This window comes from Exiguobacterium sp. HSB13, assembly GCF_056764755.1.
On the sequence record NZ_JBUZOM010000001.1, the window covers coordinates 300445 to 315681 of the forward strand.

General features: G+C 48.5%; 13 protein-coding genes. 7 read left to right on the forward strand and 6 right to left on the reverse strand.

Annotated elements, in window-relative coordinates; translation table 11 throughout:
* The first annotated feature begins 5 nt into the window (after window positions 1–5).
* Window positions 6–377: a hypothetical protein gene (locus tag ACZGCQ_RS01560; protein WP_481265172.1), complete on the forward strand. Its 372-nt coding sequence runs from the start codon at window positions 6–8 to the stop codon at window positions 375–377.
* A 43-nt stretch (window positions 378–420) separates the two neighbouring features.
* Here the strand turns inward: ACZGCQ_RS01560 and ACZGCQ_RS01565 are convergent, their stop codons facing one another.
* A complete protein-coding gene (locus ACZGCQ_RS01565) occupies window positions 421–1236 on the reverse strand; it encodes an SDR family NAD(P)-dependent oxidoreductase (RefSeq protein ID WP_047390919.1) in 816 nt (271 codons plus the stop codon).
* A 145-nt stretch (window positions 1237–1381) separates the two neighbouring features.
* Between ACZGCQ_RS01565 and ACZGCQ_RS01570 the strand changes: the two genes are divergently transcribed.
* Window positions 1382–2842, forward strand: a complete 1461-nt coding sequence (locus tag ACZGCQ_RS01570) for an MDR family MFS transporter (RefSeq protein ID WP_047390922.1) — start codon at window positions 1382–1384, stop codon at window positions 2840–2842.
* Window positions 2843–2888: 46 nt separating this feature from the next.
* Here the strand turns inward: ACZGCQ_RS01570 and ACZGCQ_RS01575 are convergent, their stop codons facing one another.
* Complete coding sequence (locus ACZGCQ_RS01575) at window positions 2889–3785, reverse strand: DMT family transporter (RefSeq protein ID WP_481265173.1); 897 nt, start codon at window positions 3783–3785, stop codon at window positions 2889–2891.
* 35 nt (window positions 3786–3820) lie between these two features.
* Here ACZGCQ_RS01575 and ACZGCQ_RS01580 point away from each other — a divergent pair, with 35 nt between their 5' ends.
* The 5 genes from ACZGCQ_RS01580 (at window position 3821) to ACZGCQ_RS01600 (ending at window position 10907) form a co-directional block, all read left to right on the forward strand.
* Window positions 3821–5947, forward strand: a complete 2127-nt coding sequence (locus tag ACZGCQ_RS01580) for a DNA topoisomerase III (protein WP_481265174.1) — start codon at window positions 3821–3823, stop codon at window positions 5945–5947.
* The gene (locus ACZGCQ_RS01585; protein WP_023467641.1) at window positions 5947–6366 is read left to right on the forward strand and encodes a hypothetical protein; all 420 of its coding nucleotides are present in this window, start codon (window positions 5947–5949) and stop codon (window positions 6364–6366) included. Before ACZGCQ_RS01580 ends, ACZGCQ_RS01585 begins: the two co-directional genes overlap by 1 nt.
* A 71-nt stretch (window positions 6367–6437) precedes the next feature.
* Entirely contained in the window at window positions 6438–6890 is a 453-nt protein-coding gene (locus ACZGCQ_RS01590; RefSeq protein WP_481265175.1) for a hypothetical protein, read from the forward strand.
* Window positions 6891–7098: 208 nt separating this feature from the next.
* The gene (locus ACZGCQ_RS01595) at window positions 7099–9654 is read left to right on the forward strand and encodes an ATP-binding protein (protein ID WP_481265176.1); all 2556 of its coding nucleotides are present in this window, start codon (window positions 7099–7101) and stop codon (window positions 9652–9654) included.
* 179 nt (window positions 9655–9833) lie between these two features.
* Window positions 9834–10907 (forward strand): MFS transporter, encoded by a 1074-nt coding sequence (locus tag ACZGCQ_RS01600; RefSeq protein ID WP_481266360.1) that lies wholly within the window; start codon window positions 9834–9836, stop codon window positions 10905–10907.
* A 52-nt stretch (window positions 10908–10959) separates the two neighbouring features.
* Here the strand turns inward: ACZGCQ_RS01600 and ACZGCQ_RS01605 are convergent, their stop codons facing one another.
* The 4 genes from ACZGCQ_RS01605 to ACZGCQ_RS01620 all read right to left on the reverse strand — a co-directional run bounded on the left by ACZGCQ_RS01605 (window position 10960) and on the right by ACZGCQ_RS01620 (window position 15232).
* Entirely contained in the window at window positions 10960–12132 is a 1173-nt protein-coding gene (locus tag ACZGCQ_RS01605; protein WP_481265177.1) for an MFS transporter, read from the reverse strand.
* 115 nt (window positions 12133–12247) lie between these two features.
* Window positions 12248–13276, reverse strand: a complete 1029-nt coding sequence (locus ACZGCQ_RS01610; protein WP_481265178.1) for an ABC transporter permease — start codon at window positions 13274–13276, stop codon at window positions 12248–12250.
* Window positions 13276–14136, reverse strand: a complete 861-nt coding sequence (locus ACZGCQ_RS01615; protein WP_023467647.1) for an ABC transporter permease subunit — start codon at window positions 14134–14136, stop codon at window positions 13276–13278. The genes ACZGCQ_RS01610 and ACZGCQ_RS01615 overlap by 1 nt, the downstream gene beginning before the upstream one ends.
* A gap of 28 nt (window positions 14137–14164) precedes the next feature.
* On the reverse strand, window positions 14165–15232 hold the full coding sequence (locus ACZGCQ_RS01620; RefSeq protein ID WP_481265179.1) for a DUF58 domain-containing protein: 1068 nt from the start codon (window positions 15230–15232) through the stop codon (window positions 14165–14167).
* Window positions 15233–15237 lie beyond the last annotated feature (5 nt).

Consider the following 15237-nt stretch of genomic DNA (forward strand, 5'->3'; position numbering starts at 1 on the left):
GGCATATGCTGGAATCGTCGATTTCGCTTGCTTATGTCGTCATGTTGCTCATCGTCTCGAGTGTCGGCTTAGTGTTTGGCAGTATTCTGTTGATAAAAGGTACGATTAGAGGACGTTACGCTGCTTGTTACTTACTTGCTGCCGCCATCTTCCCAAGCGCCATGCTCATTACCTCGTCAGAAGGATTACTTTGGCAACATTTACGATTCGAGAGTTCATGGTTCCTCGCGATTGTCTCCTGGTTACTCGTCTTATCGACGGGCTACATCGTCTCGATCACGGGTGCGCTCGTCATTCGTTATCTGTATCGCTATACGACGACCTTTGATCGCGTAAAACGTTATGCGACACGGCGTTTTCGTCATCACGAGGCATAAATACAAAAACGGAAGAACCAGCTATCTGGTCCTTCCGTTTTTTTCATGAATTCGCGTACAGGAGGTCTTCTTCTGTCGACGATTCTTGCTGGCGAGCAGGATCTTGGATTCGACCTGTCACTTCTGTTAACAGGCGGCGTGGCAAGAGACGAGACAAGGAAACCATGGCGCGGTTGCTCGCACCTGGAACGACGACGCGGCGTCCTTTGAGCATGCCACGGTATCCAGCGAAGGCGACGAGGTGTGACGGCATACTCTTGAACGGTAGCGTGATGTTCGCCCGGTCGAAGAAGTTCGTATCGGTCGGTCCTGGGCAGAGGCAGGTTACGCTGACGCCAGAGCCGTCGACTTCTGTCGCAAGTGCTTCTGAGAACGACAGGACATAGGCTTTCGTTGCGTAGTAGACACTCATGTATGGTCCTGGCATGAAGGCAGCGACCGACGCGACATTCAAGATGCGTCCAAAGCCACGTTCGACCATTCCCGGTAAGAGACGTTTCGTCAAATCCGTCAAGGCGACGACGTTGACCTGGATCGAGTTAATGTCTTCTGTTGGATCGATTTCCGCAAAGCGTCCCGACGTGGCGAAGCCGGCATTATTGAACAATAGATCGACCGTCAATTCTTGTTCCTCTAAGTATTGCACGAGACGATCAACGCTGTCGCTTAGCGATAAATCAGCAGCGAATACATAGACTTTGATCTGATAGCGTTTTTCAAGGACCTGTTGAAGCTCCTTCAATTTCTTCTCATTGCGGGCAACGAGTACACAATCGAAGCCATCTCGCGCCGCGAGGACAGCGAGATCTAGTCCGATTCCACCCGATGCACCGGTAATCAGTGCCGTTTTTCGTAACATAGGACATTCCTCCATTCGAAATCGTGAATCTGAGTCTAGTGTATACCATTCCATACCGTTCCCGCGAATCCTGTTTCGTAAGCATTTACTTTTCTTATCACTGGTTCAACCAGTATGATAGAACAGTAGAGGGGAAGTGGAACGAATGAGGAAAAAAGTAACCGTCGCCTTGTTGCTCGCGACGTTTTTAGCCGCGATCGAGGGGACGATCGTTGCAACAGCAACACCTGTCATGGCGAGTGAATTGAACGGGGCGAAATTAGTCAGTTGGATCTTTGCTGGATTCTTGTTGTTCATGGCGGTATCAACACCGATTTACGGAAAGATGGCAGATTTATATGGTCGAAAACGGGTTCTGTTATTCGGGATCGGCGTCTTCACCGTCGCGTCACTAGCCTGTGGACTCGCTCAATCGATGGAGATGTTGATCGTTTTCCGCGCCGTCCAAGGAATCGGGGCAGGAGCTGTATTGCCGATCGCGATGACGATCATTGGGGATTTGTATACATATGAGGAGCGGGGGAAAATCCAAGGAGTGCTCAGCGCTGTCTGGGGAATCTCAGGTGTCGCTGGACCACTTGTTGGTGGATTCCTCGTCGAATCGCTTTCGTGGCGGTATATTTTCTTACTAAACGTACCGTTTGCGTTATTGTCGTTCTTCATGATCGTCGTTTACTACAAAGAGACGGTCCGTGAAACGGAGCGGAAAATCGATTACCGGGGTGCCTTGTTGTTTGCGCTCGGGATGAGTGCGTTTCTGTACGGCTTATTGTCGGGGAGTGAGTCGGAGACGTTCTTGCGTCCGATCATTCTAGCGAGCTTTTTCATCAGTTTCGTTTTATTGTTCACATTTTATCGGGTCGAGAAAAAGGCGAGCGATCCACTCTTACCGCCAGCAGTCATTCGCCATCCGGTCATTCTCGTGATCAACTTAGCGGTCTTCTTTTCCGCCTGGGTACTCGTCTCGATGTCAGCGTATATTCCGATCTTCGCCCAAGGGGTACTCGGGAAGAGTCCGACCGAAGCCGGTTTCATGTTGATGCCACTGTCGCTTTTTTGGACGCTGACCGCCATCATCGGTGGACGGACGATTGGTGTGGCTTCACCCCGGTACCGGACGATGACCGGAATGGGACTGCTGATCGTTGGTACGACGATTTTATCGTTGATCACGCGCGAATCAAGTGATGTCTTCATCTATCTTGCCGTTTCGCTGATTGGAATTGGTTTTGGTCTCTCACAACCGGTCTTTATGGTCGTCTTGCAGACTTCCGTCGATTGGTCACTTCGTGGCTCAGCGACCGCCGTCAACTCGTTCTTGAGTACGACGGGGCAGACGCTCGGTGTTGCAATCTTTGGTACGATCTTCAACCTATCAATCCTTCGTTCGTTTGCAGCGTCGGACACGCTGTCAGGGTACGCGATTGATCCATTCTTCCAATCGAGTACGGCAAAAACGTTCGGACAGGACGTGCAGTATGCGGCAGAAATCGCGTTATCACATGGATTACGTTACGTCTTCATTGGTGGGGTCGTTTGTGCCATTCTTGCGTTCGCGATGACTTGGCGTTTACCAAAAGTTCGACCTGACGATCCACGATCGTAATGAAAAAGCGAACCAGGATGATGATCATCTTGGTTCGCTTTTGTTGTTAAGTAGATTGACTAGTGGCACTCTCACGCTGGGCGAGCTGTTCACGGATGTCACGTTCATTGCGTCGGAGGAACAATCCGATTCCGATCAACAGTAAAGCGGCACCGGTGATTTGAATCCATGTTAGCTTCTCGTCAAACAGATAGTATCCGAAGATCATCCCCCAAACCGCTTCGCCAAGAATCGTGATGCTGACAATGCTGGCACTGACACGAGCGAGCGCCCAGTTAAATAAATTGTGCCCGAGTAACGTCGGGAAGACCGCCAGAAGAATATACAGCCACCAATCCTGTTGAAACGCAGCAACGAGATTCGTTGATTGAATCAACGATAACAAGAGCAAGACGAGCGATGCGACGGCGTAGACACCGAACGAATAGAGATTCGTCGAAACGCTTGTGCGAACGTGTTGACCGAGCAACCAGTAACCAGCAACTAAAATCGTTGCAAGCAAAGCAAGACCGTCCCCGATCAAGGCGCGCATGCCGACGGCGATATCTCCGTAAGCGACGAGACCGCCACCAAATAAAGCGACAGCAACGAACAGGAGTGCCTTGCGCGACGGGTGTTGTTTGAAGAATAACGCGTTACCGGCAAGGACAAAAATCGGACTCGCGGTCACGAAGAGCGTTGAGCTCGCAACTGTCGTATAATCAAGAGAGAGGAACCACAGCCAAAAATGCCCGGCGAGCAAAATGCCACTTAACAGCATATGCCGGATCGTCGACGAACTGAGTTGCAATAGTTCCTTCAATCGAATGAGTGGGAGCAACAACAAGGTCGAGAACAACATGCGGTAAAAGGCGACAGCCTCAATCGGGGTCTCCGCCCACTTGACGAAGATTGCCGATGTTGAAATAAAGAATAAAGCCATGAATAACGTAAAATAGGGCATGGGTACCTCCACATGTCTGAAGTAAGGAAATGAGGGTGAAGCGTGTGCAATTGATCATTGCTGAAAAACCAAAACAAGCGGAAAAACTGGCAGCTCCGTACCCGTCCGTGAAGCGGGACGGCTACATTGAAATCAAACCATGTGACCGGTTTCCGCAAGGAGCAAAACTCGCTTATGCGGTCGGACACTTATGTGAACTGCAGGAGCCGGCGCATTATGACGCCAAATGGAAACGATGGAACTACGATCATCTGCCGATCATCCCGGAACGATTTGATTACCGACTGGCAAAAGGGAAGAGTAAACCATACCAGGTCATCAAGAAATTATTGAATGAGCGGACGACGACTTCCATCATTATAGCATCGGATGCCGAGCGAGAGGGAGAGGCAATCGTCCGATTGATCTTACGTCTCGCAAACAACGCAAAACCGTTGCAACGACTCTGGATTTCGAGTCTGACGCCTCAAGCCGTTGACCATGGGTTTGCGAACTTGCTCGATGGTAAGGAAACGGAGAACATTTTCCACGAGGCGATGAGTCGCGCTTGCGCTGATTGGTTGATCGGGATGAATGCGTCACGTGCCTATACGACGTTACTGAAGAAAAAGGGCATCGCCGATGTCTTTTCCCTCGGACGGGTCCAGACACCGACGCTTGCACTGATCGTCGAACGGGAAAAACAGATTGAGAATTTCCGACCGGAGACGTACTACGAAGTCGAAGCGGATTTTACGCGATACAAAGGGAAATACATCAATGCCAAAAAACAGACGAAGCTGAGTGATCGGGAACAGGCACAAGCGATCGTCGATCGGACAAAAGGAACCGGAGTCGTCGCATCAATCGAGAAAAAGCGGCAGACGGAACGTCCACCGTTTTGGTTCAGTTTGTCGCTCTTACAAACAGAAGCGAGCCGACGGTTTGGTCTCGGTGCAAAAGAGACGCTCGATATCGCGCAAAAACTCTATATCCGTGGTTGGATCAGTTATCCGCGAACGGACTCGTCGTTCGTGACGAAAGAGGAGGCGGGACAGTTCCCAGTCATTCTTGATCGCTTACTGAAGCAAGCGGAATATAGTCCAATCAAGGATGTCCTGACGAACAATCCAGCTAACGATAAACGCTACGTCAATCCGGCAAAGGTCAGCGATCACTATGCGATCATTCCAACAGAAGAGGCGGGTGCCGTTGCCAAGCTCTCGGGACGAGATGCGCAAGTCTACGATTTAATCGTTCGCCGTTTCCTTGCTGCCTTTGCACCGGACGCCGTCTCGGAGAAGACTGAAATCGTGACGACACGCGAGATGGACCGTTTTTTGACACGCGGCAGTCGGACGATTGATCCGGGCTTTAAACAGGTCTTACAAATCGAATCAAAGGAAGTCGAACTGCCAGCCGTCGAACAAGGACAAGAGATGCCGATCAAAGGCTGCCGTCTGCTTGAGAAACAAACGGAGCCACCGAAACGTTATACAGAAGGGACACTCATCCTCGGTATGAAAACAGCCGGTAAGTTGCTTGAAGACGATCTACAAGCAATCATGAAGGAAGTCGAAGGACTCGGGACGGAAGCGACCCGTGCCGGGATCATCGATGGACTAAAACGGCGGGAATACATCAAACTCGTCAAAAAAGAGATTCATCCGACGCCGAAAGGGCGGATCTTGATCGATGCCGTGACGGGGAGTATTCTTGCCTCGCCGGAGATGACAGCGAAGTGGGAGAGCCGGTTAGAGCAGATCGGTAAAGGGGAAGCGTCTGCCGCCCAGTTCATTGAACAGGCGAAAAAATTGTCGGAGCATCTCGTCGTCGATGCTAAACAACGAATTGAACAACTCGCCGTTGATCCGACACAAGTCAAAAGCAAGTCCCCGCGGGGTGCAACGAATCGTCCGGTCGGTCCGTGCCCGCTGTGTCAATCAGCAGTGCTTGATCGTGGGAAGTTCTATGGCTGCAGCGGCTATCAGAAGAACAACTGTGGCTTTACGTTACCGAAAACGATCCTTGGTGCCAAATTGACACAAACGGAAGTCAAAAAAGTACTCGCAGGTCAAAAGACAAAGCCACTTGAGATGAAAAAAAATGCGCGCCAGTTCAAGGCGATGCTCTATCTCGAACGCGATCAATTAAAATTCGAATTCACGAAAGGGGAAGACTGATGCAATACGAACTGATTCAAAATCAAACGTTTCGTCCCGTCTTTGAACGACTGTTACAGGAAGGGCGCCGCTTGACGGTCTGGTTTCCGGACCACATCGAAGTGCAGTCGGCAGAAGGACTCGTCGAAGAAGCAGAAGAACTGTTTGGTGTGACAGCGGAAGTGATCGATGATCCACAATCATTCGGCAAGCATATCCTGCTTCCATATTTGACGGAAGTTGAGCACCGGGAAGATGGATTCATCCGCTATGAAGCTGAGCTGACAGAAGAATTACGCCAACTCGTACGCGAATTGACGTTACCGATGTTGACCGAAGGTGACTTCGAAGTGTTGTATTCGTATCAAATCGAGACGGAGACGGAACGTTTCTTCGTCGAAGACTGGTTCCAAGCTGACTTACAAAAACTACCTAACTAAGTGAAACTTCCTTGAAGAGAATGACGTAGGATAAGTGATCGTCATCATTCTAGTCATTTGGAGGGTTCACTATGTTCACATTAGCATTCATGGAAGGTGAATTGGGAGGCGACAGTTTCTTTTCAGGTATGCCGCTTTTTATGGTCGGATTTTTCGTTCTCATCATCGGTTTCATTCTGTTTGGAGTTATTTCTGCAGCCTCAAAAGGAATCTCAACAAATTCATTGACGCAACAACTGCGCGAGCATGCGGCGCGTCTCGTTAGTCCGGATGAATCGGATGCACAGAATTACGTCGCTTACTTAGAAACGTTAACACGTTTTCCGGTCGAAAAAACGAATCTCGAACCGTTTCGGATTGCGACCGGCATCTTAAGACTCGTCCAAGGAACGGACCAGATTTCCGAAACGACGAAAAAACAAGTCGTGTCCCAGTACTTACGGCTCGGCATTTTGGATGCGGATCATCTAGCGGACGAACAGCCAGTCCGTAATCACAGTCATAGCCATCACCATCATCATTGAAAGAGGGTCCTCAGGGACTCTTCTTTTGTTGAAAACGGTTGAATCGTGACATCTAATTGTCATATACAACGATTTAGATTAAAGTTGTATGAAATTGAAATCTTTTTGAGCAGAATACTGTGTATCGATTGAAAAAAGTTTACAATGAATGGACGGGAATACCTTTATTGCTGGATATGGATAAAGGGAAGGGAGTTGAATTCCTCCAATGAAAACATGGCTGAATCGAACGATTGGACGGCAAATCATGTCTGCGTTTTATGTGATTTTTCTGACACTGCTGTTAACAACAGGTGGTGTCTACCTATATACGAAACAACAGGTGGATGAATCACGGCAAGAATTAAAGATGTTAAACGAACATCGGACACGGGCGACCGATTTATACGAATCATGGCAAAGCATGCAGTACGAGATGCGTGGCTTCGTCTTGCTGGGTGACGAAGAGATGTTAAAAGAAATTGAAGAAAAGAAAAATGGCATCAATCGACAAACGACATGGTTCGAGCGCAATGCACGCTTCAAAGAAGAACGACAGTATGCAACGGACGCACGGGAACTCTATACAGCGTATACGCAGCGTGTCATGCCGAGCCTCGTCAATTATGTCGCAGCGAAAAAAGATGGAAAAGTGACGGAGCCATTCTTGCAGATGCCGACGCTCGGAAAAGTGACGAAATCAAAACCACTTGATCCACAGCGAAAGTTCAACATCAAGACGAAGAGTGCAGCTGATATGAGTTCAAGTATCGTTGATATGGAGACGGTCTTTACGAAATATCGTAATTCCTTGAACGATCAAGAGATGGCAGCGCAAGAGCGGCTTGGTAAACAAGTCAACTCGTCGCAAATTCTCGGAGCTGTCAATATTGCAATCCTCTTGTTGATCACACTCGTTTTCGTTCGACCGTTCGTTCGTCGAATGACGCGTCAGTTGCGTCAGTTGAACCGGGAAAGTGGGCGACTGGCTAAAGGTGAGGATGCGACACCGATCGTCATCATAAATCGTCAAGATGAGATTGGTGAATTGACGACGACGTTCAACCAGATGGCAGCCGCCATTTCCGGGCAAAAACATCAACTCGTCGCAAGTAACGATGAACTCCAAAGTCAACAAGAAGAATTAATTGCCCAGCAAGAAGAGCTTCAATCGCAACAGGAAGAGCTCGAAGAAGCACTCGACATCACGTTACGTAACGAGACCCATTTGCGTTATCGCAATGAGTTGACCGAGACACTCGCGTCTCGCGAGACGTTGACGGCGTATCCGGCGATCATCGAAAAATTGATTACGATCACCGATGCGGAGCTCGGAGCAATCGTCTTCCTAGAGCAAGACCGCTATACGGATCTCGTCTCTTACGGGATGACGGCAGCTCAGGAGCACCAGTTATTACATGCTTCGACGTCATTACTCGAACGCGCTCGTCTTAACAAGCGTGCTGTTCGCTCGACGAAACAAGTCGCGAGTCATCATCCGCTCCCATATCCGTACACAATGTACGAAATCGTCGTACCGGTGATGGATCCAGCGACGAACACGATGATTGCAAGCATTTATCTCGTCCGTTACCGGGATGCCTTTACGGAAGAGCAGACGAACGAAATCTGGTCGTTCTCCCGTCAATTGGCACTCTCCTTGCTCCGGATGCGTGTCTTTGAAGAAGTCGAACGAGAACGGGAAAAGACGTCGAAACTTCTCCATTCGATTCGGGAAGCGGTCATCTATATCGAAGGAGAGACGATTTTTGCCAATAAACCATTGCTCGCTTTATTCCATCATCCGGCGCACGATCAAGTGGCGGAAGAAGGATTGATGACGCTCGACGTCAAAATCGAAGAGTTGGCAGTGCAAGTCGATCAACATGAGGCGTTCTTAACCTACATGGATCATGTCTGCAGTCAGGAAATTCCGACGGAGAGCTTGGCGTTGTCCTTGAACAAGGAAGAGCGATTCGTCACGCTGTATGCAGAGGAAATTCATTACGGTGGTTGTTTCCGCGGTACGATGCTCGTCTTACGTGACGTGACGGCAGAGACAGCGATCGACCGGATGAAATCGGAATTCGTCTCGACTGTCTCGCATGAGTTGCGGACACCGCTTGCCTCGATTTACGGCTACACGGAATTGATGCTTGCGCGCGACGTCCAGGAATCAAAACGTCAACGGTATCTCGAGACGATTCATGCGGAAACCGAACGGTTGACGAACCTCGTCAACGACTTCCTCGATGTCCAACGGATGGAATCGAGTCAGCAACAATATGACTTCAAACCGCTTGATTTGACGAAAGTCATTCAGGAAACGGTCGAGTTCCATACGGCTTCGGCAAAAGATCACGAGCTAGTCCTTGATTTTGAAGAAACGACGACGGGGCGGATTCATGCTGACGAACAAAAAATGCGTCAGCTGTTCACGAACCTGATCAACAATGCGATCAAGTATTCACCGGATGGTGGTCAAATCACGATTACGATGCGTCAAGTCGAAGATCGTGTCCAGCTGAAAATCGAAGATGAGGGAATCGGCATTCCGCGTCACGCGTTACCACAACTGTTTAGTAAGTTTTACCGAGTCGATAATTCGGATAGTCGAAAAATCGGTGGTACCGGTCTCGGTCTTGCGATTTGTCAGGAAATTGTTCGTTCGCACGAAGGGATGATTCATGTCGAATCAACAGAAGGTGTCGGTTCGGCATTCATCGTCGAACTACCGATCGTCCAGTCCGTCGTACCGGTCACGGAACCGGTGGAGGATTGTTAATGTCAAAAACGTTCTTTGATTGAAAAATCAAAGAACGTTTTTTGTTGGTTTCATCTGCAAAACGGGAATTAACTACTATCAAACAGAAAGGAAGTGAGGAGATGCGGCGAAGCAGATGGCCTTGTTAAGTCCGACGATCACTCATTCTTTGGATCCTGATCGAAGCCAGTAGTTCGTTCATTCCAGCGTATGTGATTGAGCGCTTTTACTGGGAAGACCGGGGAATGAGTATTGCCGACGTTGTCATCGCAGAGATTGTCTTTGCTTGGGTCATGCTGATTGGTGAGGTTCCGTTTGGTTTGTTATCCGACCGGTGGGGGAGAAAGCCGTTCATTCTGGTTGGTTTCGTATGCGAGTGGTTGTCATTCACTGTGTTGCTTGAAGCCTACTCACTATCTGCCTTCCTCTTGGCGATGATCCTTGCCGGGATCGGTGGCGCAGCACTTAGTGGAGCGCTTGAAGCCCACGTCTATGAAACATTGCGAATGCATAGGATAGAGGAGCGATTCGAGACGGTCTGGCGAAAGATCTCGATTGGTGGTTTGTTAACGTCCGGACTCGCAGCACTCGTCGGGAGTTACGCCGCACAATCGGTAGACTTGATCTGGCACTATTACGTGTCCTGGTGGGTTTTGCTCGGAACAATACTCCTGACGTTTTTCTTAAAGGAAGCATCGCGAGAACAAGACGGAGAGACGAGTTCGTTGAAGACGTTGCTAAACGGTTTTTCGTTTCGACGCGTCTACGTCCGAATTCTTTGTCTTGTCTTGTTATACGGGGCGACGATTGATTTCGTCGATGAGTTTTGGCAACTCTATCTACGGGATCAAACGATACCGATGATCTATATGGGTCTCGTTTTCGTGTTATTCCAAATCATGCAGGCGATCGGTGCGTCCTTATCTCGTTTCCGGTCACCTGTCGGATGGGCGATAATCTATATCGTGTGTCTTGCGGGATTGTCGGTTGCCTCCCCGCTTGTCAGTATCGGGTTACTCGGCATGCTGTACTTGTGCTACGGCTGGGCTGAGCCGTATGTGACGACAGTTATTCAAAAAGTAGCGCCAGAAAGCGGACGTGCGACGTTTGCGTCGCTGATTTCGGTCATCGAACGCATATCCGTACTTGGGACCGGCATACTATTCGTTTTCGTCGAACGTGTCTTTTCGCTTCAGATGACCTATGCCGCGCTCAGTCTCGTCTCACTTATGTTGCTTCTATTGTATGGTGTGACGCGAACGCGTCAGAACTGAATCAAAAAAAGGACAAAGGTGCATTGACCTTTGTCCTTTTGACTGTCATTTATTACGACACGTGTCGTTGTTCTGTAGAGGAACGTGCTAATACTTGGCGAGCTGGTTGCCACATCAACAAGGAGAGGACGCCTGCAAGCGCATAGACGAGCTCGATCGCAAACAGATCGGCAAGCCATCCGAACAATAGACTACCGAGACAGAAGCAGAGTGCATAAACGGTTTGTTGCACGCTGTAGACATATGGTAATCGCTCGAGTGGTGTCGTCGTTTGCAACAACGTATTCAGCTCAATTGCTCGGACTTGACTCGCAAAGCCTTGGAACAGACAAGCGATCACGGCAAGTGTGACGATTGGAGCGAAGGCAAACAAGAAGGTCGCCCCAATCGAAAAGCCGATACTACGATAAAGCAACGAACGTGTTCTGCGTCGACGTAACATCATGTAACTACCGGCAATCATGCTCAGCAGATAGAAGGCATTTAGAATGCCCCACCAGCGTTCCGATAGCTGGAAATGTGTGTCGATGTAGACAAGGAACAGAGCAGAAATCCACGCCGTACTGACGAACGCATCGATTCCGACGAGGACCGTGTTGGCTTTCGCGAAAGGATGCGTTCGCGTATAGCGAATACTTGACCGGAAGGAGACGTCTTCCCCTTCCATCGAAGGGTCAGGTAGAGAGCGGACGCTTCGGTAGAACAGATAGCTGATGAGACTCGCACCTAAAAAGAGACCAGCCGAGACGGACAAGACGGAAAGAGGCGATAACCAGCTGACCAAGATGGCACCGAGCGGCCACATGATGAGCTGAATCACTTGATTCGAACCTTGTACGAGACTGTTAGCTTTTTGGACATCCTGACACAGTCGAGGGATGAAGGCACTTTCGATCGGACGAGCAAATCCGTCGAAGAAAGCGATACACCCAACGAGTGCGAGGATAAGTGGCAGTGGTAAATCAAATCCCCAGATGACGCCTAATAGAATCGTCTTGAGGAGTTGACTGCCGAACAACAAGGAGGCATGGGGAACACGTTGAGCGACTTGGGCGAATAAGAAGCCGCTTCCCGTCATGCCTGCTGTAACGAGAACGGGAAACAGGGCAGCGAGACTCGCTTGCCCTGTCGTTTGATAGATCATCGCGATCAGGGAGACGATATAGAGCGCATCTCCCGCATTCGCAATCCATTGACTGACCAATAAAAGCGTAAACCGGTTCATTCTGAATGACCTCCATATCGTACGTATTTAGTTAGGAGTGAGAATTCAGAATGACTTACATTGGACGCCCTCATTTCATGTTTTTTTTCTAGTGTAAGAGGAAAAAAATGGATTGTCAATCAGAATCGTGACGGGAGTTCCGGGCAACGAGTGTAAAAGGGTCGACCATCGATGTCGCGGCGGCTTCGTCTTGAGCACGAGATACCGATAGCTTGATTGGTTTTAGTTGCTGGCGGAAGCGGAAAGCCCGTTCGAGTCGACTCATGAATAGATTGCTGAAAAAGACAACCAGTGCTAGTCCAATCAATGGAACGAGGAACATATGATTGAGCCACGACGTCGCTGAAAACTGGTTGAAATAATAACCGAACATCGAGGACCACTCAAAAATCGTTGGGGCAGTTCCGACATGTAAATTAACCGTGCCAGCGAAAAAGATTTTGAAAAGTGATAAATGCACTAATAACATCAACGTTTGAATGAACTGTTGCATAAAGACGATTGTCAACGTCGGAATAAGGTGTGGCCAAATATGGTGTCTGAAACGATGCCATGGACTGCCACCGAGCGTCTGAGCGACAATCATGAATTCTTGACTAAGCAACTGACGGGTCTCAGCAATCAGATAAAGCGATAAAGAGGGGAGACCAAGCAAAATCAAGACGATCAATTCAAACGATACACGATCAAAAAGTGGTGGGATAGCAGTCGAATCAAAGAACGTAAGTGATGGAAGCAAAATGAGCAACGCGACAAGCGAGAGCGGTAAAACTAAAAATCCATCAAGAATAAGTTTTAAGTATCGATTGACGCGAGCACTTCTAAATGCTAGCGGAATCGCAATCACTAGCGAAAGAAACATTCGACCGAGCGCAACAATCATACAAATACCGGCTGTCCATTTAAATCCTTCAATCATCAATTGAAAGAGGTCATATCCAGAGCGGTCTGTACCGAGCCATTGATCACTTGAAGGTTCTAAAGGAGAAGTTGCAATGAATGTGCCATCTTCATCATAACGATTCGATATTTGATCGACTTGACCATCACGGAAGATCGTATTTCCAAAACTAAGCAGCAGTAAACCAGCGAGTAAAACTAAACATAGCCAGAAGATAGGATCTCGCATCAAAGTACGACGCATCAAATGCCCCCTTTCCAGGCGTTCGGAATTAGCCATTCTGCCAGTAAATCAATGATAAAGATCGGCAGATAGATTAAGAACAAGATGACCATCAAAATCGGCATTTGTCCATTATAAAAGACGAACCGGAACATACCTTGGACTTCGAATGTGTATTCAATGATTACGAGACTCGATAAGACCGTAATGATATTCGCTCGGAAAAAAAGATAAAACCGATAGATCATTGTCGGAATCAAGTGTTTCCAGAAAAGAGCGGCAGGACGAATGCCTTTAGCCCGTGCGAGTTCAAGGAAAGGAGCAGCTTCCTGTTCGAGTACTTGCGTCGTCAACCATTTGATGAAGAAGAATAGTGTTGTCAATGTTAGGGTAAGAATCGGTAAAAAACGAATGTACTCAGCATAGGATCCCGCAATTTCGATTTTGTCATACCCGGTCGTTTTAAACAGATAAAGGACAAGGAATTGTGAAAGAATGATCCAGAACAGATCCGGAACCATCTCAAGCGTCCGCGTTGTCTGTTTCAGCATCATGCGTGTTTTGCGACCACTCCGATAAAACAAATAAGCATAAAAAATCGCACACACAGCGGAGACCAGCATAGCTGTCGTAAAGATGATCAACGTCTCTTTAATAAATGGACTGATGGTAGGAAGCAACAAGAATTCCTTTTGAGCGGTTACGTTGAAATAGGTAATTTCATCAAGTTTCGTTAATTGAGCAAATTGCTGTTTCAGACCTTCCCAGTAGCTTGCTGGGTTAAATTTCATTTGCGCGACGAGCGCCGGAAGGGCGCTGATCGCAATCAAGACAAAAAAAGCTACGATGAGTTGAATCGATTTTCGGGCGATAAAAACCATGAGGTGAAAAACTCCTTTCTTTGGATCCTCAGCCGATGGCGAGGATCCGGTCATTCCCAATCTGGATCAACTGACTATTCATATGTTTTCGGCGAAGCACATAACGTTCGAACTGTTGCGTCGCGATGAATGAATCACGCGTCGAGACCGTCGAGAGCGTCATCAGGACATGTTTTAATTGTGGTTGTCCTTCTTGCAACGAGATATGCGTCATTCGGTTCGCTCCGTCGAGTCGATTCAAGAACAGTTCGATCTTACAGCCCTCCTTGATTAATTCACTGATCAGGAACGCCGCTTGTTCAATGAACGTCTCGAATTGTTGATGGAGTCCATAACCGCTCGGAGCCGATAAGTTCAAGGAAATCGTAAACGTATCCTGATTGCTCGTTTCGAACACTTTCGCCTGCAGGCGACCGGTCTTTGCTGTCGCATACCAGTCGATTTCTTTAGACGGTTCTGCCGTGTAAGGTTTTGCACCGAGCTGAACGAGTTTGTTCTTGAGCGGTGAGTAGCGGTCCGGTCGATCACCGATCCGTAAACGCTGTAAAAGAAGTGGCGTTGCTTGAGCCGTCAAGGATGGTAAGACCGTAAACGACGGATACGTATCGAACGTAAAGAGATAGACGCCCATCTTCCAAGGCAGGCGAATCGTCAAAATGATCTCATCGAACTCGGCTGGTCCGCGGCGAACCGTCTGAATCGGGATCGTTACTGCGTCTTCAGAGTCAATCACTGCATGAAATGTTGCCGGGTGTAGCGGGTCCATCTCTGGGAAGATGACCCCACCATCCGTGTGCAAACGAAGTGTCGCTTCGAGTCCGAGCTGACTCAAGGATTCGACCCCGAAGACTTGCAAGTGGAGTGATGTCTGTTCTTGATTGAACATCAATGATTCATAATGTTTCCATTCGATTGCCACGTCCCGTCGGAGCTGCTTTTCTGTTCGACCGACGACAAAATGAATTGTCGCCAAAGCTGCGAACAGGAAACCGAGGACGGAAAGACGCGGAATGAAGAGGAAGATGAACGTCATCGTGACGTACAGTGGAAAAAGTCGACGTTCAAGCCAAAACGGGACGGACCGTTCAATCTGCATGATTT

What these genes read in the sequence shown, in the direction of transcription:
- ACZGCQ_RS01560 (WP_481265172.1), top strand. Translation starts at nt 6, where the DNA reads ATGCTGGAATCGTCGATTTCGCTTGCTTATGTCGTCATGTTGCTCATC.
- ACZGCQ_RS01565 (WP_047390919.1), bottom strand. Translation starts at nt 1,236, where the DNA reads ATGTTACGAAAAACGGCACTGATTACCGGTGCATCGGGTGGAATCGGA.
- ACZGCQ_RS01570 (WP_047390922.1), top strand. Translation starts at nt 1,382, where the DNA reads ATGAGGAAAAAAGTAACCGTCGCCTTGTTGCTCGCGACGTTTTTAGCC.
- ACZGCQ_RS01575 (WP_481265173.1), bottom strand. Translation starts at nt 3,785, where the DNA reads ATGCCCTATTTTACGTTATTCATGGCTTTATTCTTTATTTCAACATCG.
- ACZGCQ_RS01585 (WP_023467641.1), top strand. Translation starts at nt 5,947, where the DNA reads ATGCAATACGAACTGATTCAAAATCAAACGTTTCGTCCCGTCTTTGAA.
- ACZGCQ_RS01590 (WP_481265175.1), top strand. Translation starts at nt 6,438, where the DNA reads ATGTTCACATTAGCATTCATGGAAGGTGAATTGGGAGGCGACAGTTTC.
- ACZGCQ_RS01595 (WP_481265176.1), top strand. Translation starts at nt 7,099, where the DNA reads ATGAAAACATGGCTGAATCGAACGATTGGACGGCAAATCATGTCTGCG.
- ACZGCQ_RS01605 (WP_481265177.1), bottom strand. Translation starts at nt 12,132, where the DNA reads ATGAACCGGTTTACGCTTTTATTGGTCAGTCAATGGATTGCGAATGCG.
- ACZGCQ_RS01610 (WP_481265178.1), bottom strand. Translation starts at nt 13,276, where the DNA reads ATGCGTCGTACTTTGATGCGAGATCCTATCTTCTGGCTATGTTTAGTT.
- ACZGCQ_RS01615 (WP_023467647.1), bottom strand. Translation starts at nt 14,136, where the DNA reads ATGGTTTTTATCGCCCGAAAATCGATTCAACTCATCGTAGCTTTTTTT.
- ACZGCQ_RS01620 (WP_481265179.1), bottom strand. Translation starts at nt 15,232, where the DNA reads ATGCAGATTGAACGGTCCGTCCCGTTTTGGCTTGAACGTCGACTTTTT.